Below are 19,245 nucleotides of genomic sequence, written 5' to 3'. Positions count from 1 at the left end.
AGAATCACTTGACCCTGGCACCGAGCTCTTCATACATCTTGGGAAAGCGCTCTCTCATGCAGCTCTTATGCCTCTCGCAGAATATACCTTGCGGAAGATCCCGGCCTCCATTCTCATACAGAAAATCCGCGCATACATTCGCCACATTGGCGGCATATATTGCCGCCGTCTCTGGCGACGTCAACCCCCAACGCTCGCTTCGGATGGGCATTCCTACGATAACCGAACATGCTGCGTCGCCCTCCAAATTGTGACCGAAATATAGATCGGCCTTTGCCTCCTGCCAACCGCTCACCGTTCCATCGTAGGCGACGATCGTAACAAAATTGAAGGCTCGCGGGTCGATCGGTATTTTGCCTGTGCACCCCATGGTCGGGGCGCCGCTCTGCTGGCAGGGATCTGGCGGGCTCGTCGGGCTAGCTGTCGGCTTCTCCGAGCTGTCGCTGTCGCTCGGTCTCTCCTCTTCCTCTTCGAGGTCCGACTCGTTGCACGCGATCTCGCGCTCGCCGCCCCCCTGCGGGTCGGCCCCGAAGTCACCGGATGCGGCGGAGGTGAAGATGGGGCGGGGCTCCGAGCCTGGACCGGCCCCTGCCCCCGAGGTCCTCTCCTCGACAGGATAGCAGTCACCGAACGTCCGGCTGCACGCCGCCAGCGCCCAAGCCGCGATGACCAAGATCAACAAGAGAACTCTTCTCACGTTCATTTCTCACTCCATCGAAGCACAGGACCAGCAACGAACACGACGGACATATAGCCCGGGAGCACCAGGCTGCCCCGGCCGACCCAATCCACGTTGACGCTCACCGACACCCCCAGCGGTCCGGCGACGTACGCGTTGGTCTGCGCGTGGCCGCCCACGGCCAGGCCACCGACGCGGCCGCACAAGGTGACGCCGCACGCCGGCATGAGGTAGAACGCGATAGACGGCCCCGCGCTGACATTGCCATCCTTCCACGCGTAGCCGATGTCAACTGAGGTCTGATTGTAGACCCCGAGCCCGTCCTCCTGGATCGGGGGTAGGATCGTGCACAGGTCGTGCACCGTGAACAGGAGGTCTCGCTGGATGGGCCACGATATGCCCGCATGCGGCCCCACCGCGAGGCGCGGAATGGTACCGGCCTGGAGCCATCCGAGGCTCACACCGGCGCTGAGCTCGGACGCCTCTCCTTGCGTCGGTACGACGACGAGCGGGGGGACGACCAGGACCACCCATGGGATCCGCAGGCTCCGTGCGCCCATCGCCCCCTTCTCCCCTCTTCGCAACGGACGAGCAACGTGACGACGCGGGCGATTCTTCTGATACTGGGGATCCGGCGTCAAACGGAATCGGGACGAGAGGACGACAATGGCCCCGGGTCGTTCCGTCCAAAACGTGCAGCACTCGCAGCTGCCTGCGCGGCTCGAGCGCTCGTCCATCTGCTGGCGCCGGCCGCCGGTCCAGATCGCTGTGAGAGCGCGCTGGCCGGCACGCGGCCTGGGCTGCACGACGCCGCCTGAGAGCGCAGACAAGGTGGGACCGCCCGCCGAGACGGGCTTGACACGATCCGCGCGATTCATGCTACGGTGCCCCCGAAGCCACCCGACGTTGCGATGGCGGCCCGGCCTGCGCCGGTCCGTAGCGCGTCCCTGGTGGCCTGCGCGACCCGAGACCACCGGGACGACCTTCGTGGTCGCTGAGGCTCGGCGAAACATGGTTGAGACGAAGTCGGGGGCCACGACGCTGCCCCTTCTCACGTTCGTTCTCCGCAACTACAAGAACTTCAACGCCCGCGCGACACGCGACGCGCTCCTCGCCTACTGGGAGCACATCGAGCGAGGGGGGAAGATGTTCTGGGCCGTGGCTGGGGCGATGTCCTCGGCCCAGCTCGGCATCACGCTGGCGCCGGCCATCCGCGCCGGCCTGATCCACGGCATGTCGGTGACCGGCGCCAACCTGGAAGAGTCGCTGTTCCGCCTCGTGGCGCACGATGGCTACCGTGACTTCCCCGATTACCGTTACTTCACCAAGCAGGACGACACGCGGATCCTCGAAAACCGGATGCGGCGCGTGACCGACACAAGCATCCCCGAGGACGAGGCCTTCCGCGCTGTGGAGAAGCACATCGTCCCCATGTGGGAGCGGGCGACGGCGAGCGGCGAGCGCCATTTCTGGCACGAGTACTTCTACAAGCTGGTCCGGGCGGTCGAGCCCGCGCTCCACCGTGGACCGCCCGAGGAGTGCTGGTTGCTCGCCGCCGCGGAGGCCGGGCTGCCGCTGGTCGTCCCGGGCCACGAGGACTCGACCTTCGGCAACATCTTCGCGTCCTACGTGAGGCGGGGCGAGTGCTCCCCGAGCATCGTGAAGTCGGGCATCGAGTACATGGCCGCGCTGTACGATCAGTACCGCGCGCTCAGCGCAGGCGCGGGCGTGGGGTTCTTCCAGATCGGCGGGGGCATCGCGGGGGACTTCCCCATCTGCGTGGTGCCGTCGCTCAAGTACGATCTCGAAGAGCCGGCCCGGCCCTGGGCCTACTTCTGCCAGATCTCCGACTCGACGACGTCCTATGGCTCGTACTCCGGCGCCACGCCCAACGAGAAGATCACCTGGGACAAGCTGACCGAGGACACGCCCATGTTCGTGATCGAGTCGGACGCCACCATCGTGGCGCCGCTCCTTCTCGGAGCGCTGCTCGAGTGCAAGCGCCACCCGGCCGAGGCTCGGGCCATCATCGAGGCGCGCGGCGCGTGAGCGCCGGCGGCTCTCCTTATTCCTGATTCCTGTCCCAGAAGCGAGGTTGTAAGACGATGAGCAAGAAGAAGGTCCTGATCACGGGCGGCGCGGGCTTCCTCGGGATCAATCTGGTGCGGCACCTGCTCGAGCGCGGCTATGACGTCACGTCGCTCGACCTGCTGGACTTCGACTACCCCGAGCGGTCGCAGATCCGTGAGGTGCGCGGGGATATCCGTGACGCGGCGGTCGTCGACGCGGCGGTGAAGGGGCAGGACTTCGTCGTGCACACGGCGGCCGCGCTGCCCCTGTACACGGCGGAGGAGATCTACACGACCGACGTGATCGGCACGCGCGTGGTCATGAGCGCCGCGCGCCGCCACGGCGTCGAGCGCGCGGTTCATATCTCCTCGACGGCCGTGTACGGCATCCCCGACCACCACCCGCTCTGCGAGGACGACCGGCTCGACGGCGTGGGCCCGTACGGGCAGGCCAAGATCCAGGCCGAGGTCGTGTGCCTGGAGGAGCGTGGCCGGGGGCTCGTGGTGCCCATCATCCGGCCCAAGTCCTTCATCGGACCGGAGCGGCTCGGGGTCTTCGCCCTGCTCTATGACTGGGCGCTCGACGGCAAGGGCTTCCCCATGATCGGCGACGGCAAGAACCGCTACCAGCTCCTCGACGTGGCCGATCTCTGCGAGGCGATTTACCTGTGCATGACGAAGGACGCGGCGGTCGCCAACGACACCTTCAACATCGGCGCGAAGGACTTCACCACCATGGGTGAGGACTACCAGGCGGTGCTCGACGCGGTGGGCAAGGGCAAGAAGATCGTGCCCTTCCCGGCGGCGCCGGCGGTGGTCGGCCTGCGCGCGCTCGAGGCGATGGGCGTGTCGCCGCTCTACAAGTGGGTCTACGAGACGGCGTCGAAGGACTCGTTCGTGTCGATCGAGAAGGCCGAGCGGGTGCTCGGCTTCACGCCGAGGTACTCGAACAAGGACGCGCTGGTGCGCAACCTCGAGTGGTACCGGGCGCACCGGAGCGAGTTCGAGAGCCGCTCGGGCGTGACCCACCGCGTGCCCTGGAAGCAGGGCGCGATCGGCCTGTTAAAGGCCTTCTTCTGAGGGGCGCGCGGCGCCGGGGCGAGCGAGATCATCATCACGAGTCACCCGCAGTGGACCTAGAGCGACAAACAGGTTGAAACTGCCTGAAAAGCGCAGAATTTCGAACCGCCAAGGCACCAAGGACGCCAAGAACAGAGAATTATCTTGGCGTCCTTGGTGTCTTGGCGGTTCATTTCTCGCTTGATCAACGTGAACGGTGTCCTAGGGATGAGCATCGACGACGACGCCCCCCTGCTGCGGGTGATGAGCCATCTCGGCCTGACCCGGGATGCGCTGCTCGGCGTCGGCGGTGAAGCCTGCGTGTTTGCGCTGGGCGGCGAGCAGGTCGCGCGCGTCCACCATCCCGGGACCGTCCGGGAGACGGTCGTTCGACGAGCCCAGATGCTCGAGGACTTCCACCAGGGCGCGAGCGCTGTGCCGTTCTCGATCCCGCGTGTCCTGGAGATGACCGAGCTGCACGGCCGCCTCATCACGGTCGAGCCGCGGTTGCCGGGGCGGCCCCTCTTGCAGGTGCTCGGCGAGGCGACAGGCGCCGAGCGTGAACATCTCATCATTCGCTTTCTCGAGGCCTCGACGCTCCTGAGAGCCCTGCGCGTGAGCGCTGCGTGGTACGGCGATCTCTGCGAAGCCGAGCCGATCCGGACGCCCTCTTACCGCTCTTACCTCGAGCTGCGCGCAAGGAAGAGCCTGACCTGCGCCGGGAGCGCGTTCGACGGCATCGATCCGGCGCGCCTGGCCGCCGCGCTGCCCGAGCCGGAGCGACCGAGCTTCGTGCACATGGACTTCTATCCAGGCAATGTGCTCGTCGAAGGCCAGGAGGTGAGCGCCGTGATCGACTTCGGGGGCCTACCCATCGTGGGAGACGCCCGGCTCGATCCGCTCTCTGCCGTCATCTACCTCACGCCGTTCATCACCACGACCGCCACGGATCGCGACCGACACCTCGCCCGGGAGTGGCTGCTGGCCCAGCACCTCGACGCGCTGTTCGAGCCTGCAGAGCGATGGCTCGCCGCCCGCTGGTCGTTCGCGACCGACGACGTGCGCTTGCATCGATGGTGTCGACGCGTGTTGCTGGGACACCAGGGGGATCCGTGATGCGGACCCTTGGACCCACGCGGCGGGCGGCTCCTCCGGCCGTCACCACGGGGCCGCCCGCCTGCTTCGCCGATTCTCGAGGCGGGCGTGGAAACCACCTGGTGGGTCAGGGGGACAGCGCTGCCCCTGAGGCCGACGCGAAGCCCGGTACGCTCCGGCGGTCGCCGCGTCGCTAGAAAGATACGGCGCAGCGCTTCGCTGACGCGGCGCTCGCTACTTTTGGTAACGTGTGAGCCGCTCGCTACTTTCGGTAACGCGTGAGCCACTCGCTACTTTTGGTAACATGTGAACCATTCGTGCGATGCGTCGATGCGCGTGCGTCGTGCATAATCCTTTGAGTGCCTTCGGGGGGTTTTGTATCCTCACCCCATGCTCAAATCATCGCGATTCTTCCACTTCGAGAATTTTCCTGCGTCATCATCCTTGGCGCTCGGTGCGATGTTGTTGCTGGGCACGCTGCACGTCAGCGGCTGCGGCGATGACGGGGAGGACACCACCAGCGGCGGCACCACCGGTGGCCAGCAGACGACGAGCAGCAGCAGCGGCGGCACGCCGGGAAGCTCCTCCTCCAGCGGCGGGGAGCCCGGCGCGACCTCGGCGTCGGCCGGGGGGGGCGACGGCGGCTCGAACCCCGCCGGCACGGGCGGCTCGGACCCTGCCGGTGGCGGCGGCTCGGACCCCGCCGGCGGCACGGGCGGATCGGGTGGAGCAGGAACGGGCGGTGGCGGTGATGGAGGAGAGGCGCCCGAATCCGGCCTTCCGCCGGGGCCCGGCGCTGGCAACGTGCCGAAGCCGGCCGGCGCGGCCGGCGGGTTCAAGGTCATCGACTGGGCCGGCTTCGCGGGCGCCGTGACGTACAGCTTCGACGACGTGAACCAGACCCAGATCCAGCACTTCGATGAGATGATGGCGCTCGACGTGCCGTTCACCTTCTTCGTCTGGACCGGTAAGCAGGAAGCGAACAACGCGGTCTGGAAACAGGCTCTGATGCGCGGGCACGAGCTCGCCAACCACACGAGGAGCCACTCGAGCAACGACAGCGGCTCCGATACGGACGCCGCGACGAAGGACATGAAGGACAAGTACGGCGTCACGCCGTACACGATGGCGGCCCCGAACGGCGCGGGTGTATACGAGGGCATCGCCCGGACGCGCTTCATGATCAATCGCGGCGTGTCCAACGCCCTGATCGGCCCGAACGACAACAGCAATCCGTTCGTTCTGCCCACCTACATTCCCCCGACCAACGCTTCCAAGGCGCAGATGGACTCGGAGGTCGCGAGCGCGCGAAGCGGCAAGAAGTGGCGCACCTTCTGCATCCACGGCTTCACCGGCGGCAACGACGGCGCCTATCAGCCCATCCCGTTCCAGGCCTGGGTCGACCACGTCAAGGCTGTCAAGGCGTACGGCGACGTGTGGATCGGCACCATGGAGACCATCGGCGCCTACTGGCGCGGCCAGAAGGCGATCTCCGACGGCACCAACATGAAGAACGGGAACGACACGACCTACAACTGGACGCTCCCCCAGAACTTCCCGCCGGGGAAGTACGTGCGCGTGACGGTCACCGGCGGCACGCTCAAGCAGAACGGCACCGCGCTCAAGTGGCATCCGCAGGGCTACTACGAAGTGGCGCTCGACGCGAAGTCCGTCACGCTCTCGCCGTGACGCGAGCCGCCCGGAGCCCGCGCCGTTCACCGGCGCGGCTTCGGGCGGAGCCGATCTCACCCGCGGCAGGCCCCGCAGCTGGGGCTTGACGTCTCCGGAGCGTTTGGGTCTCCTCTCCTCCAGCGAGAGCGCGTCTCATGCCTGACATCAGCGGTAGAACCACGGGGAGCTTCGCTCGGTTGCTCCGCGAACCGGTCCTTCATTTCCTCTTCATCGGCGCGCTGTTGTTCCTCGGCCACCGGCTCGTCGCCGGCGATCCCAGGGAGATCGTCGTCAGCCCGGGGCTGAAGGCGGACCTGGAACGGCAGTTCCGCGACACCATAGGGCGGGCGCCGACGGCGGCTGAGCTGGCGGAGGCGCTCGACGGGTGGAAGCGGGACGAGGTGCTCTACCGTGAGGCGCTGCGGGAGGGCCTCGATCGGCAGGATGCGACGGTGCGGGTCGCGCTGGCCGAGAGGCTGCGGACACGGGCGGCTCAGCCGATGGCGGCGCGGGAGCCGACGGACGCAGAGCTGGACGCGTGGCTGGCTTCTCACCGGAGCCAGTACGAAACGCCGCTCCGGTACGATTTCGAGGTCGTGGCCTTTCCCAAGAGCGATCCGGCCGCGGAGGAGCAGCGGTCGACGTATCGACGTGCGCTGGCCGACGGTGCGGACCCACGAACGCTCGGTCGTCCGATCGAGGGTGGCAACCTCACCCGCGATTCACTCGCAGCCAGGTTCGGACCCGCGGTCTCCGAGAGCATTGGCAGCTCGCCGCTCGCCACGTGGCAGGCCCTGGAGACCCAGGACAGCCTGCTGCTCGTGCGGGTCAACCAGATAGGCGGGGGGCTGCCCAGCCGCGAGGCGATCCGCGCGACCCTCACCACCGACTGGACCGCCGCGCGGAAGAAGGAAGCCGTCGACGAGTTCGTCAAGAGCCTCCTCGCGCAGTACAGGTTCAAGGAGAGCCCTTGAATCGTTCGCGTCTGCTCCGGCTGGCTCGGTCCCTGCCGTTCTTGCTGGCCCTGCTTCTGGCGCCTGTCCCCGCGGCCGGCCACGCGCTCAACTCAGCGCTTCTTTCGCTGACGGAGGTCGAAGGCCACGACGGGCGCTTCCTTGTGCGCTGGCAGGCGAGCTCGTCCGCGCTGGAGGCCGACCTCGCGACGCCCGCCGTGTTCCCCCCTGCTTGCAAGCTCGAGGGAGCAGTCCTCGACTGCGGTCACGACGGCCTGGTCGGCACCATCGAGCTCCCCTGGCTCGAGGGGACCGAGACCAGCGTGATGGTGGTCGTCGAGTGGCGGAATGGAAGCCGGCTTGTCCGGGTGTTGACCGGCAACGACCCGAGCCTTTTGGTCTACGGTATTCCCGCCTCCGCCGGGCTCGGCGCGCTCCGGCCGATCATGGTCGATTACACGTGGCTCGGGGTCGAGCACATCCTGACCGGGTTCGACCACCTCCTCTTCGTCATCGCGCTCACGCTCCTCGTGCGTGGCGGCCGGAAGCTGCTCGGCGCCGTCACGGCCTTCACGGTCGCGCACAGCCTGACGCTGGCCTGCGCCGTGTTCGGCTGGCTGACGCTGCCGGCCCCGCCGGTCGAAGCGGCCATCGCGCTCTCGATCGTGCTGATCTGCGGCGAGTGCATCCGGCCGACCGACTCGCTGACCCGCCGGGCTCCATGGGTCGTCACGTTCGCCTTCGGGCTGCTCCACGGGCTCGGGTTCGCGTCGTCGCTGCTCGACATCGGGCTGCCGGAGAGGCATGTGCCGATTGCGCTCCTGTTCTTCAACGTGGGCGTGGAGCTCGGTCAGCTCGGCGTGATCGCGCTGGTGGTCGCGCTGGGCCTCCTTGCCGCGCGCGTCCCCACGCAACCAGCGACGGTGAGGCGCGGCGTGGTGTATGCGATGGGCGCAATGGCAGGCTACTGGTCGATCGAGCGTGTCGTGGCGATGCTGACGGACGCCAGCATGTAGCGGAGCCCGCAGGCGGCGGCGTGGAGGCGGCCTCCTTCGCGCTGCGCCGCAGGCCCGGCAGGCGCCTCGCCGCTCACTGCTTCTTCTCGCCGCTCCCCGGCGCAGCGGGCGCGCCGCCCCCCGGTGTCGCGTCCACCGCGCCAGGCCCGAGCAGCGTGCCGCACATCGTCTTGCAGAGGATGTCGGTCGGCTTGCACTCGCACTTGCCCTGCTGCTTGAGCTCGAGCTTCCCGCGCATCTGCTCGACCGTGAACTGCGCCATCCGCTCGACGCGAGCCATGTCCCACCCCTCCTGGACCTGCCGGGGCGTCCGCGGTTCGGTGGCCTTGCCGTCGGGCTCGGCGCAGCAGCGGAAGCTCAGGAAGTAATAATAGAACCCCTCGTCGTGGGTGTAGATCTTCGGCCGGCACTGGTTGCGCACGCCCTTGTACCAGGGGCCGCCGGTGTGGACGCTGTCGAACTTGCCGCGCCAGCCGCCGCTCGTCTCGCTCGCCACCACCTCATCGGTGTTCGCGGGCAGGTCGGCGACGCCATAGTCGCTGATGCACTCGGGCTGCGATCCGCTCCGCACCCCTTTCCAGAGGCGGGCCAGCTCGCCCGGATCGCGCTTCGCGACCTTCTTCATGTCGGGATCGTCCCAGAGGTGGTCGCCGTTGCACTTCGTCGCGTCGCGCGAGTACCCGTACGGGAACGGCTTCATCTCGGGGCCCTCGCACGCGAGCGTCCACTCCGACTCGGTGCAGAGGCGCTTGCCGACGGCGGCGCACTTGACCTGCGCCTGGTGGAAGCGGTTCATCACCTCGGGCCGCTCCCCCTTCTTGTTCGGCCACTCGTACGTGTCGATGCAATAGCGCTTCTTCGTCTTGTCGCCCGTGCAGCGGGCCGGGGCGGGGGCGAACTCCTCGCAGATCGTCTTCTTGTTCGACTTGTCGTACCAGCTGCGGAGGCAGCTGTGCTCGACCTCGCTGCAGTACTCGCCCTCGACGAGCTTCATGTCGGCCGGGCACGCCAGCTCCTCGGCGGCGGCGGTCTCCCCGCCGGCCGTCCCCGCCTGGGCGGCGGGCGCGCCGGCCTCCGGGGCGGCAGGCGCTCCGGCTCCGGCCTCGGCGGGGGACGGGGCGGCCGCGGGCGGGTGGCCGTCGTGCGCGCGCGGGGAGGGCAACGGCTGGGCGGGCTCCGGGGGCGCGCCGGAGCAGGCGGCGGCGAGCGTCAGGGCGGGGAGGGAGAGGGGGAGCAGGAGGCGTCGCATGCCCGGCGTCATAGTCGAGATCGCGGCGAGGGGAACCAGGCGTCGCACCCCCGGATCGACGCCGCGCGCCCCGGCCGGGCCGGAGGCGGTCCGGCGGGGGCGCGCTCGCTCCGGGCGGCGGCGCGCCGGGCGCTCTCCGGGAGCCCCGGCTCCACGATGTGGCGCTGCTGGATCTCGCCCTCTGCCCCGGCAGGCTATCGACGCGCACAGTTCGCCGTTCCCGCCGAAGGCGCGTGATATCGTGCGCCCGAAGGCAGGAGGAGTATCGCTGATGATGCGTACGGCTCGTTTCGGTTCGCTGGTTCTTGCGTTCGTCTTTGCCGCTTCGGCGGCCGCCGTCTCGTGCGGCGACGACGGCGAAGCCCCGTCCAGCGCGGCAAGTGGCAATGGCGGTGAAGGCGGCGGGGGAGCAGCGGGGGGCGGGGGAGCAGCGGGCGGCGGCGCAGGGGGCTCGGACCCCGGCGGCGTGGCGATTCCCGATCTCGACGGGGATGTCCGGGCGGTGACCGACGAGCTCGGGGTCCTTCACCTCGAGTGCACGTCCGACGACGACTGCTTCGCCGCGCTCGGTTACTTCCACGCTCAGAACCGCTTCTTCTTCATGGATTTCATCCGCAACCTCGTCGAGGGGTCGCTGGGCGGGCTGGTGAAGGCGGGCGCGCAGGTGCTCGAGCAGGACTATCAGAACCGCCATTTCTTCACGACGCGCGACGGCGAGCCGCTCGAGAGGGTGCTCTACGAGCAGGCGAGCCCGGAGGTGAAAGGGCATCTGGACGCGTATGCCCGCGGCGTGAACGCCTGGCTCGCGGACATGCGGAGCAAGAGGAACGGCGCGACGCTGACCGTCGAGTACAACCTCGCGCTCATGGTGAAGGACGCGATCCGCGACTGGAGGCCGGAAGACAGCACCGCCGTCGGCCTCTACGTGCTCAACGACCTCTCGAACAACAGCGGGGAAGAGTTCGAGCTCGCGGAGAAGATACCGCTGTTCGACGCGGCGCTCGCCGCCGATCTGTTCTCGCCCGCGCCGGTGTTCGACGCGTTCACCGTGCCCGCCGCGCAGACGGCGGACCTCGTGCGGCCCTTCGCGCCGGTGGCCGTGTCGCGGCTCGCGCCGCACCGGGCGCTCCTCACGGGCGCGGCGAAGCGCGCGGCGAAGGTCGGCGACGGCCGGCGCAAGATGGCGGGCGACACCGGGTCGAACAACTGGGTTGTCGGCCCGGGCCGCACCGAGAGCGGCCACGCCGTCCTGGCGAACGATCCTCACCTGTTGCTCGGCAATCCCAGCACCTGGTTCCCCGTCGAGATCGACGCCAGGAGCCGGGGCGACGGCGAATACCACGTCGCCGGCGCCACGATTCCGGGCATGCCGAGCGTGATCATCGGACAGAACGAGTCCATCGGCTGGGGCGTGACCACCGCGTACTACGACCTGGCCGACGTCTACCTGGAGACGCTCACCGGCGACGGCGCGTCGGTCGATTTCAAGGGGGAAGACGTGGCGATCGTCGAGAAGAAGTTCTCGTTCAAGGACGCGGCTTCCGGCGAGACGATCGAGAAGACCTTCCGCTGGGTCCCGCACCACGGGCCCATCGTGAGCGAGGACGCGGCCGCCGGCACCGCCGTGACCATCCGGTGGCGCGGGCACGACGGCGGGACGGACCTCGACGCGCTCTTCGCCCTCGGGCGCGCTGGAAGCGTCGCCGAAGCCAGGACGGGGCTCGAGGCGGCCAGCTTCGTCAGCCAGAATTTCGTCGTCGTCGACACCGAGGGGAACATCGGATGGTTCCCGTACAGCAAGGTGCCGGCGCGGCCCTGGGCGTCGCCCGAGGTGCCCGCGTGGCTGCCGCTCCCGGGTGACGGAAGCGCCGAGTGGGGCGACCCGATCCCGTTCGCCGAGCTGCCGCAGCTCCTCAACCCGCCTCGGGCCGCGATCGCGACGGCGAACGGCGACATGACGGGCGCGACAGCCGACGGCGATCCCACGAACGACGGGCAAGGCGCGCTCCAGGCGTGGGGCAAGGCCGACGGGACGCGCCAGCAGCGGATCCTCGATCTGCTCGAGGCAGGCGGCGACGCGCATTCGCCCGACACCATGACGGCGATGCAAGGCGACACGTACTCGCTCTATGGCAGCTTCGTCGTGCCTGCGGTGCTCTCGGCCGCGGAGCTGGCGACGTTGACGGACGAGGAGCAGGCCGTCGTCGACGCGCTCGCCGCCTGGGAAACCACGTGTCCGACAGGGCTCGACGGGCACGATCCGGTGGACGCGGGCAAGGTGGACGACGCGACGCTCGCCGCCGAGTCGATCGGCTGCACGGCGTTCCACGCGACGTTCTATGCGATCGTGAGCGAGGCGCTGGGCGACGAGGCGGCGGCCGCGGGCCTCGATGAGCCCGGGTTCGGGCTGACGGTGGTGGCGCGCGCGCTGCGCGATCCGGCGCGCCTGAGCTCGGGCGCTCTGCTCTGGGACGACGTGACCACCGACGGCGTGGCGGAGACGCAGGACGACATCGTGCTCCGGGCGCTCACGAAGGCGGCCGCCTCGCTCGCGGTCATCGGCCCGGCGGACGACTGGCGCTGGGGCCGTGTCCACACGCTCACGCTCCGCAGCATCTTCGATAACTTCGGCCTCGCCGTGTACAACGACGGGCCTCATGCCGCGCCGGGCGGGCTCTTCACCGTCAACGTCGCCAACCCGAGAGCGCGCGCGCTCCCGGCGGACGGCAAGAAGCCCAGCTTCGCCTTCGCCAACGGGCCGTCGATCCGGCTGGTCATCGACGCGGATCCAGCGGGCCCGAAGATGCGCTTCGGGCTCCCCGGCGGGTCGGACCTCCACCGCGACAGCGCTTTCTACAACAACCTGCTTCCGCAATGGCTCGACAACGAGCCGCTCGAGTTCCACTTCGGGCCGGGCGCGGTGACGGATCCGGCGAGCGTGGTGGACATCTCGCCGGCGCGCTGACCCGCCCGCGCCGGCGCGTGATCCAGACTCCCAGGATCCCTCGGCTCCGCAGGCTCCTGGGACACCGATGATTCCATTCGAACGCGCAGAGAAGACCGTTGCGCCTAGGGCTATCCCCTGCTCGTATCCGGCCGCGCCTGGCGCCTTCTCCTGCGCTGCGATGAGGCGCGAATGAGCATTGGCCGTGAAGCGATCCCTGATTCGTGACCTGCGCCGGAGTCTGAATTACTTATCCCCCCATCGCGCGCGACTTTCCGTGTGCCTCGCGCTCACGCTCGTCTCGGGCGGCCTGCCCGCGCTCGAGCCGCTCGCGCACCGCGCGATCTTCGACCAGATCTCGGCGAGCGCCGGTGTCTTCGGCCCCGGGAGCGGGCCGGCCGCGCCCGCGGAGCAGAGCGCCCGGGCCCTCGCCTGCCTGACGCTCGCCCTGTGCGCGCTCGTCGTCCTCCGGCAGATCGCGGAGGGTCTGGGGGCGCTCGCCGTGTGGCGGGTGCGGCTCCGCATCAACCGCGACCTGCTCGACGAGACCACCGCGCGGCTGCACGCGCTGCCCCTCTCGTACCATCAGGAGAGGGGCGTCGGAGAGACGATGACGCGGGTCGATCGCGGGATCACGTCGCTCATGGACTGCCTTGCTTCGGTCGCGTTCCAGCTCTTCCCCGCGCTCGTCTACCTCGTGGTCTCGCTCGGGATCATGCTCCGGCTGAGCCCGCTGCTCGCGCTGGTGGCGGTCGGGTTCATCGTGCCTCCGCTCCTTCTCGGCAGGGCGACGACCGCGCGCCTCGTGGAGCGCGAGCGCGAGGTGCTCGACCGCTGGTGCGGTATCTACAACCGCTTTCAGCAGGTGCTCTCGGGCATCAAGACGGTCAAGGCGTTCGCGCGCGAGGCGGACGAGCATGCCCGGTTCATCCGTTCCGTCGAGGAGGCGCAGGGCGAGGTGCTCCAGAGCATCCGCCTCCAGACGCGGCTCTCCGCGGGCCGGAGCGTCTGCGTCAACATCGGCCGTGTGGCGCTGCTGGGCGTGGGGGGCCTCCTTGTCCTCCGCGGGGAGCTCGGCGTGGGAACGCTCGTCGCGTTCCTCGGCTATGTCGGCGGCCTCTATGGCCCTGCGCAGACGCTCCTCGGCGTCTACGAGACGGCGCGCCGCGCCGAGGTCGGCCTGGCGGCGATCTTCGGCGTGCTCGACGCCGAGGTCGCTGTCGCCGATCCGGAGCGCGCCGTGAGCCCGGAGCACATCCGGGGCGACCTCGAGCTCGATCAGGTGAGCTTCCGCTACCAGCACGCCGCCGGGCGGGCGGTCATCGACGGGGTCTCGCTCTCGATCCGGGCCGGCGAGTTCGTGGCGGTCGTGGGCCCGAGCGGCGCCGGGAAGAGCACGCTCGCCGATCTGCTCCTGCGGCTGCACGATCCGACCTCCGGGGCGATCCGCATCGACGGGCTCGACCTCCGGGCGCTGTCGCAGCGCGCGCTCCGGCGGAAGCTCGGCATCGTCACGCAGGAGCCGTTCCTCTTCGAGGACACGATCGAGGCGAACCTCCGGTATGGCTCGCCCGACGCGACGAGCGAGGCGCTCCACGCCGCGGCGCGCGCCGCCTGCGCGGAGGAGTTCATCGAGCGGCTCCCCCTCGGGTACCAGACCCTCGTCGGCCGTGGCGGCGTGGCGCTCTCCGGCGGGGAGCGGCAACGCCTCGCGATCGCGCGCACGCTGCTCAAGGACCCGTCGCTCGTGATCCTCGACGAGCCCACGAGCAGCCTCGATGTCGAGAGCGAGACCGCGGTGCAGCGGGCCATCGAGGGGCTCTCGCGGGGCCGCACCACGCTGCTCATCGCGCACCGGCTCTCCACCACCCTGCGCGCCGACCGCGTCGTCGTCATCGAGGGCGGGCGCGTCGTCGAGCAGGGCCCGCCTGCGGCGCTCCTCCGCCGCGGCGGGGCGTATCGCCGGATGATGGATCTCTGGCGGGCGCACGAGCCTTCCGGGGCGAGAGGCCTCGGCCACCGAGCGGGTGTGCTGGAGCCAGCGCTGCTCGAGGCCGCGGCGGTGCCCGGCGCGTGAGCGGATCCCGAGGCGCCGGTCAAAGCATGATCGGGAGTTCGCCTCCGCGCGCCGGGCGCGCCCGTCAGAGCTCCGAGAACAGGCCCCAGAAGGCGCCGGGCGCGAGCGCGTCTTGCCGGTCGTGGCCCTTGCCGCTCGTCTCGCACCAGATCACCGGATAGCCCGCGTCGCAGCCCTGATAACGAGCGCACGGCGCGGGGTCCTCCGGCACCGGCGCGGCCTCGGCGTCGCAATGGTTCAGCTCGAGGAGGCGATCGCGCTCGGCGTGATTGCGGTCGATCGTGTTGTCCTTGTCGTCCGCGTCATGGATGAAGATGCGCGCCACCCGCCCGACGCAATCGCGCGGCGTGCCCGGCGTGCCGCCCGAGACCGTGCCGGTCGCGCGGAGCTTGTCGCCGCGCTTGCACTCGAGCATGTTGATGAGCCAGGAGCCGCTGCTGTAGCCCGCCGCGAACACGCGCGACGTGTCGGCGCAGGTGTTCGCGAGCACGTCCGCCAGCATCTCGTCGAAGAAGGTCAGATCCGGTCCGCTCGACGAGGCGTCCCAGCAAACGCCGTCGGAGACGCCGGCGCCGCGCACCAGGATCGCGTCGTCGCCGGTCACGTTCTGCATCGGGACGTTGTTCGTCTCGCTCGAGCAGCCGTGGAACATGAAGACGATGGGATACGCGCGCGTGGGCTCGTAGCCCTCGGGCAGCCGTACCCACCAATGCCGCTCGACCGACGCGATGGTCTTCGCGGGCTGCTCGACCCACGCGTCGAGCGCCTGGCTCGGTGCCTTTTCGCAGCCCGCGCTCGGCGTCGCGCTCATGCCTCCGCCGCTGCCAGCTCCGTCGCCGCCAGCGCCGGAGCTGGCAGCCGTCACGCCCGACGAGGCGGCCTCGCCAGCGCCGCCGCCGCTCGTCACACCGCCGCTGCCCGAGCCGCTGGCCGAAGCACCTCCGCTGCCGGCGCCGCCGCCTGCTCCAGACACCCCGCTCGGCGAGCTCGGCGAGTCTTCACCCTCACAGGCCACGGCGCTCGCCGCGGCGAACGCCACGGCGAAAAGCGCACTCCACGTGCTTCGGCTGATCATCGAGCTCGGCTCCTTCCCCGTCGCCCCGGACCGGCGGCGAGCGTTCCGAAGATAGCCGAATCAAAACGCTCGAAACCCGATCAATCCTGCCTCGTCGGTCTCGGTCCCGCTCTGCAAAGCCCGCCCTCGCCTCGCGCGCCAGCGCTCATGCATCAGCTCGCCGGGCGGGAGCGCAGGGCGTCGCCGCACGCACGCTCTGAGCCGTCGCGGCGGGGGCCGGCCATCTTAGAGGCTGCCCCATGTCCGTGCACCTCCGCGTCGTTGGAAAGCCCCGTCCGCCGGACCGCCCTGCCGGCGCGCAGCTCACCTCACCCGACATCCTGCGCGGTCTGCACGCTCGGAACCCCGCGGCGGAGCGCCGCCTGCTCGACACCTATGCGGGCCTCGTCGAGCGGATGCTGTTTCGCATCCTGGGCGACGTCCGGAGCCTGGAGGATCTGGTCCAGGACGTGTTCGCTCGGGTGTTCTCCCGCATCGACGACGTGCGCGAGCCCGAGGCGCTGAAGCCCTTCATCACAAGCGTCACCGTGTTCGTCGCGCGCGAGGCGCTCCGCAAGAGGCGCAGGCACCGCTGGCTCGCGTTCTTCGCGAGCGACGAGCTGCCGGAGGTCGCGGCCAGCGCCGATCCGGAGGCCCGGCAGGGCGTGCGTGCCTTCTACCGCGCCCTGGAGACGCTCGACGCCGACGATCGGCTGGCCTTCACGCTGCGCATCGTCGAGGGCCAGGAGCTCGCGGAGGTGGCCGCTGCGTGCAAGGTGTCGCTCGCCACCGTCAAGCGCCGGATCCAGCGCGCGGAGCTCGCGTTCGTCGAGCGCTGCAAGAAGGATGAAGTGCTTTCTTCCTGGCTCGCGGAGGGCGACCGATGGACCTGAGGACCAAAGACGTCGCGGCCGTGGGGCGCCGGGTCGCCGCGCACCAGGATGCCGCGCTCGAGCGGCTGGTGCGGCCGTCGACCACGGATCGACTCGAGGCGATCTACCGCAAGGAGGCCGCGCTCTCGCTGAGCGCCGGGGCGGCTCCTCGCTCGCGGCGGCTCGGCGTCGCGCTCGCTGCGGCGTGCGTCGCCGCTTCGGTCCTCTGGTTCGTGCTCTTCCGGCCGGGCGACCCGTTGACCTACCGGGTCGCGGGGGCGCCGGGCGCCGTCGGCCGGTGGGTGGCGGCGGACGCGTCGCAGGTCGGGCTCGATTTCTCGGACGGGTCGCGCGTGGACCTCGCGCCCGGGACGCGCGCCCGCGTGACCGAGGTCGGCCCCCGGGGCGCGAGCGTCCTCCTCGAGCGCGGCTCGCTGCGCGTGCGCGTCGTGCATCGCGACGACACCCGGTGGGTCGTGGCCGGGGGCCCTTTCGAGGTCCACGTGATCGGCACCGAGTTCGACATCACGTGGAACACGGAAGCCGAGGAGCTCACGGTCTCGATGATCACCGGCCGCGTGCGCATCCTGGGCCCATGCGTCGACCCCTCGGGGCGCGCCCTCGCCGCCCCCGAATCGACGCGGCTGGCGTGCGCGGCTCCTCGATCCGCCGCGCCGCAGGCGTCGTCGCCAGCGCCTGATCCGGAGGCCATCCCCTCCGCGCAGCCTCCCGCGCTCCTCCCGAGCGCGAGCGCCGCCGCATCCGCATCCGCGCCCGCCCCCGCGCCACCCGTCCTTGGCTCGCCGCAGCCCCGCGCGGGTGAGCCCCTGGCCGACGCCCCCGCCGAGCGCTGGCGCGCGCACCTCGCCGCGGGCAAGCTCGGCGAGGCGCTCGCGGAGGTGGAGCTCCTGGGCATCGACACGGTGCTCGGGCGCGCCGGCGGCGCGGAGCTCGTCGACCTCGGCTCCGCGGCGCGGCTCTCGCGCAAGCCGGACGTCGCGGCCAGGTTCTACGAGGCGGCGCGCCGGCGGTTTGCCGGGAGCGACGCCGCGGCCGCCGCGGCGTACCACCTCGGCCGCATGGCGTTCGACGGGCGCGGCGCCTGGGCTGAGGCGGAGCGCTGGTTCGCCGTGTACCTCGCGGAGAGGCCGCGCGGCGCGCTCGCGCCGGAGGCGCTCGGCCGCTCGATAGAGTGCGCGAGGAACCTCCAGCTCCGCGCGCGCGCCCGAGAGCTCGCCGCGCGCTACCTCGCGGCGTACCCGAACGGCGCCCACGCCGGGCTCGCGGCGACGCTCGCCCATGAGGCCGATTGAGGGTTCCGTTCGGCAGCCTGGACGCTCGATTGAGCCTCCTCCCACGGAGGTCGCGGCCGCCGCGTCGACGCCGCCTGCGCTCGCGGGGAGCGCGCGCCGTGGCGAGCTCGATCGGCTGCGCGCTCGTCGCTTTGCTGGCGTTCGCGGCGTTCGCAGCGCCGTGCTCCGCCGACGAGGCGCCGCCGATCACGGTCGTCGCCGGCGCGCGCGGGGCGCTGGCGTACCGGCTCTCGCAGGAGCTCGAAGCGGCGGGCCTGCAGGTGCACGTCCAGGCGGGCCCGGCGGCGGCTGGTTCCGGCGGGCTGCTCATCGTCATCCCCGAAGGCGAGGGGGGAGCCATCGAGATCTGGTCGGACTCGAGCGGGCGCGCGGACCTGGTCGCGAGCGTGGCGCCAGACGGCCCGCTCGACACCCGGGTGCTCCGCGCGGCGGAGCTGGTGCGGGCGCTCCTGTCGACGGCCGGGGCCTCCGCCGGCGCCGTCGCACCGGAGCCGCCGGCGGCCGCCGCGCCGGCCCCGGTCCAGCCCTCTCCCGCCGCGCCTCCTGCCGCGCCGCCCGGTGAGGCGTGGCGGAGCCCGCCGGTCCGCGCCTGGGCGCCGCCCTCGCCGCCGTTCGCGGTGCCTGCGGCGCCCAGGGCCCCGCTCGTCGAGGTCGGCGTCGCGATCGCCGCGGGATGGCAGGCGCCTGGCGCCTCGCTGGCGCTCGATGCCTCGCTCCGGATCTGGCCCTCGACGCGGATCGGCGTCGGGCTCCTGGCGGACCTGTCGATCGTCGGTCCGGAGATCGAGGCGTCGGAAGGCAAGGTTCGCTTTCGCCGCTCGCTCTTCGGCGTCGAGCTCGCCCTCGCGCCCATCGAGAGGAGCCGTCGGTTCGGACTCGTCCTCTCCCCCGGCGTGGGTCTCGGTTACGTGAGCGCGTCCGGCGATGCGAGACCGCCCTATATCGACAGCGACGAGTCCACGTTCACCGCCTTCGTGTACGGGCGAGGCGAGGCGCGTTTCCGGCTCGTCGACTCCGTGGTTCTCACGGCGGGCGCGCTCGGCGGCGCGGCGATCCCGCCTGTCGACATCCGGTTTGCAGGACGGGTGATCTCGACGTTCAGCCCGCTCGCGTCGTTCTCGCTCGGTGTCGTCGTCCAGCGGTGAGCCGCCGCCACGACAGGCGGCCATTCATAGGAGCAAGCCACGCGCTCTT

The 19,245-nt window shown here is 70.4% G+C and carries 15 protein-coding genes; 11 read left to right on the top strand and 4 right to left on the bottom strand.

What is annotated here, in order from left to right:
* Window positions 1-4: 4 nt before the first annotated feature.
* Window positions 5-703, bottom strand: a complete 699-nt coding sequence (locus tag WMF45_RS38330) for a hypothetical protein (RefSeq protein ID WP_437710888.1) — start codon at window positions 701-703, stop codon at window positions 5-7.
* Window positions 700-1,239, bottom strand: coding sequence for a hypothetical protein (locus WMF45_RS38325; RefSeq protein WP_437710887.1), 540 nt, complete (start codon window positions 1,237-1,239; stop codon window positions 700-702). Before WMF45_RS38325 ends, WMF45_RS38330 begins: the two co-directional genes overlap by 4 nt.
* Before the next feature lie 451 nt (window positions 1,240-1,690).
* On the opposite strand from WMF45_RS38325, the gene WMF45_RS38320 reads away from it, so the two are divergent.
* The 6 genes from WMF45_RS38320 to WMF45_RS38295 all read left to right on the top strand — a co-directional run bounded on the left by WMF45_RS38320 (window position 1,691) and on the right by WMF45_RS38295 (window position 8,542).
* The gene (locus tag WMF45_RS38320; protein ID WP_437710886.1) at window positions 1,691-2,728 is read left to right on the top strand and encodes a deoxyhypusine synthase family protein; all 1,038 of its coding nucleotides are present in this window, start codon (window positions 1,691-1,693) and stop codon (window positions 2,726-2,728) included.
* Window positions 2,729-2,784: 56 nt separating this feature from the next.
* Complete coding sequence (locus WMF45_RS38315; RefSeq protein WP_437710885.1) at window positions 2,785-3,828, top strand: NAD-dependent epimerase/dehydratase family protein; 1,044 nt, start codon at window positions 2,785-2,787, stop codon at window positions 3,826-3,828.
* A 189-nt stretch (window positions 3,829-4,017) separates the two neighbouring features.
* The gene (locus WMF45_RS38310) at window positions 4,018-4,923 is read left to right on the top strand and encodes a phosphotransferase family protein (protein WP_437710884.1); all 906 of its coding nucleotides are present in this window, start codon (window positions 4,018-4,020) and stop codon (window positions 4,921-4,923) included.
* 369 nt (window positions 4,924-5,292) lie between these two features.
* Window positions 5,293-6,591: a polysaccharide deacetylase family protein gene (locus WMF45_RS38305; RefSeq protein WP_437710883.1), complete on the top strand. Its 1,299-nt coding sequence runs from the start codon at window positions 5,293-5,295 to the stop codon at window positions 6,589-6,591.
* A 137-nt stretch (window positions 6,592-6,728) separates the two neighbouring features.
* Window positions 6,729-7,547, top strand: a complete 819-nt coding sequence (locus WMF45_RS38300) for a hypothetical protein (protein ID WP_437710882.1) — start codon at window positions 6,729-6,731, stop codon at window positions 7,545-7,547.
* Entirely contained in the window at window positions 7,544-8,542 is a 999-nt protein-coding gene (locus WMF45_RS38295; RefSeq protein WP_437710881.1) for a HupE/UreJ family protein, read from the top strand. Before WMF45_RS38300 ends, WMF45_RS38295 begins: the two co-directional genes overlap by 4 nt.
* 73 nt (window positions 8,543-8,615) lie before the next feature.
* Here WMF45_RS38295 and WMF45_RS38290 read toward each other — a convergent pair whose 3' ends face one another.
* Window positions 8,616-9,791, bottom strand: a complete 1,176-nt coding sequence (locus WMF45_RS38290) for an SUMF1/EgtB/PvdO family nonheme iron enzyme (protein ID WP_437710880.1) — start codon at window positions 9,789-9,791, stop codon at window positions 8,616-8,618.
* Between the two features lie 271 nt (window positions 9,792-10,062).
* Here WMF45_RS38290 and WMF45_RS38285 point away from each other — a divergent pair, with 271 nt between their 5' ends.
* Window positions 10,063-12,756, top strand: a complete 2,694-nt coding sequence (locus WMF45_RS38285) for a penicillin acylase family protein (protein ID WP_437710879.1) — start codon at window positions 10,063-10,065, stop codon at window positions 12,754-12,756.
* Window positions 12,757-13,012: 256 nt separating this feature from the next.
* The gene (locus WMF45_RS38280) at window positions 13,013-14,812 is read left to right on the top strand and encodes an ABC transporter ATP-binding protein (protein WP_437710878.1); all 1,800 of its coding nucleotides are present in this window, start codon (window positions 13,013-13,015) and stop codon (window positions 14,810-14,812) included.
* Between the two features lie 64 nt (window positions 14,813-14,876).
* On the opposite strand, the gene WMF45_RS38275 is transcribed toward WMF45_RS38280, so the two are convergent.
* Window positions 14,877-15,887: an alpha/beta hydrolase family esterase gene (locus WMF45_RS38275; protein ID WP_437710877.1), complete on the bottom strand. Its 1,011-nt coding sequence runs from the start codon at window positions 15,885-15,887 to the stop codon at window positions 14,877-14,879.
* Window positions 15,888-16,126: 239 nt separating this feature from the next.
* Between WMF45_RS38275 and WMF45_RS38270 the strand changes: the two genes are divergently transcribed.
* From WMF45_RS38270 to WMF45_RS38260, 3 genes are all read left to right on the top strand, one after another.
* Window positions 16,127-16,759, top strand: coding sequence for an RNA polymerase sigma factor (locus WMF45_RS38270; RefSeq protein WP_437544827.1), 633 nt, complete (start codon window positions 16,127-16,129; stop codon window positions 16,757-16,759).
* Complete coding sequence (locus WMF45_RS38265; RefSeq protein ID WP_437710876.1) at window positions 16,750-18,051, top strand: FecR domain-containing protein; 1,302 nt, start codon at window positions 16,750-16,752, stop codon at window positions 18,049-18,051. The genes WMF45_RS38270 and WMF45_RS38265 overlap by 10 nt, the downstream gene beginning before the upstream one ends.
* A 98-nt stretch (window positions 18,052-18,149) precedes the next feature.
* A complete protein-coding gene (locus WMF45_RS38260; RefSeq protein ID WP_437710875.1) occupies window positions 18,150-19,196 on the top strand; it encodes a hypothetical protein in 1,047 nt (348 codons plus the stop codon).
* Window positions 19,197-19,245: the final 49 nt, after the last annotated feature.

Source organism: Sorangium sp. So ce448 (assembly GCF_051520915.1).
Classification (GTDB): domain Bacteria; phylum Myxococcota_A; class Polyangia; order Polyangiales; family Polyangiaceae; genus Sorangium; species Sorangium cellulosum_B.
The sequence above is the reverse complement of the archived record's forward strand: the minus strand, read 5'-3'. Positions and strand labels throughout refer to the sequence as shown.

Bases quoted from the DNA above. Each gene is read 5' to 3' on its own strand.
- WMF45_RS38275 (WP_437710877.1), bottom strand. From the start codon at position 15,887: ATGATCAGCCGAAGCACGTGGAGTGCGCTTTTCGCCGTGGCGTTCGCC.
- WMF45_RS38320 (WP_437710886.1), top strand. From the start codon at position 1,691: ATGGTTGAGACGAAGTCGGGGGCCACGACGCTGCCCCTTCTCACGTTC.
- WMF45_RS38285 (WP_437710879.1), top strand. From the start codon at position 10,063: ATGATGCGTACGGCTCGTTTCGGTTCGCTGGTTCTTGCGTTCGTCTTT.
- WMF45_RS38290 (WP_437710880.1), bottom strand. From the start codon at position 9,791: ATGCGACGCCTCCTGCTCCCCCTCTCCCTCCCCGCCCTGACGCTCGCC.
- WMF45_RS38330 (WP_437710888.1), bottom strand. From the start codon at position 703: ATGAACGTGAGAAGAGTTCTCTTGTTGATCTTGGTCATCGCGGCTTGG.
- WMF45_RS38325 (WP_437710887.1), bottom strand. From the start codon at position 1,239: ATGGGCGCACGGAGCCTGCGGATCCCATGGGTGGTCCTGGTCGTCCCC.
- WMF45_RS38300 (WP_437710882.1), top strand. From the start codon at position 6,729: ATGCCTGACATCAGCGGTAGAACCACGGGGAGCTTCGCTCGGTTGCTC.
- WMF45_RS38270 (WP_437544827.1), top strand. From the start codon at position 16,127: ATGTCCGTGCACCTCCGCGTCGTTGGAAAGCCCCGTCCGCCGGACCGC.
- WMF45_RS38315 (WP_437710885.1), top strand. From the start codon at position 2,785: ATGAGCAAGAAGAAGGTCCTGATCACGGGCGGCGCGGGCTTCCTCGGG.
- WMF45_RS38305 (WP_437710883.1), top strand. From the start codon at position 5,293: ATGCTCAAATCATCGCGATTCTTCCACTTCGAGAATTTTCCTGCGTCA.
- WMF45_RS38265 (WP_437710876.1), top strand. From the start codon at position 16,750: ATGGACCTGAGGACCAAAGACGTCGCGGCCGTGGGGCGCCGGGTCGCC.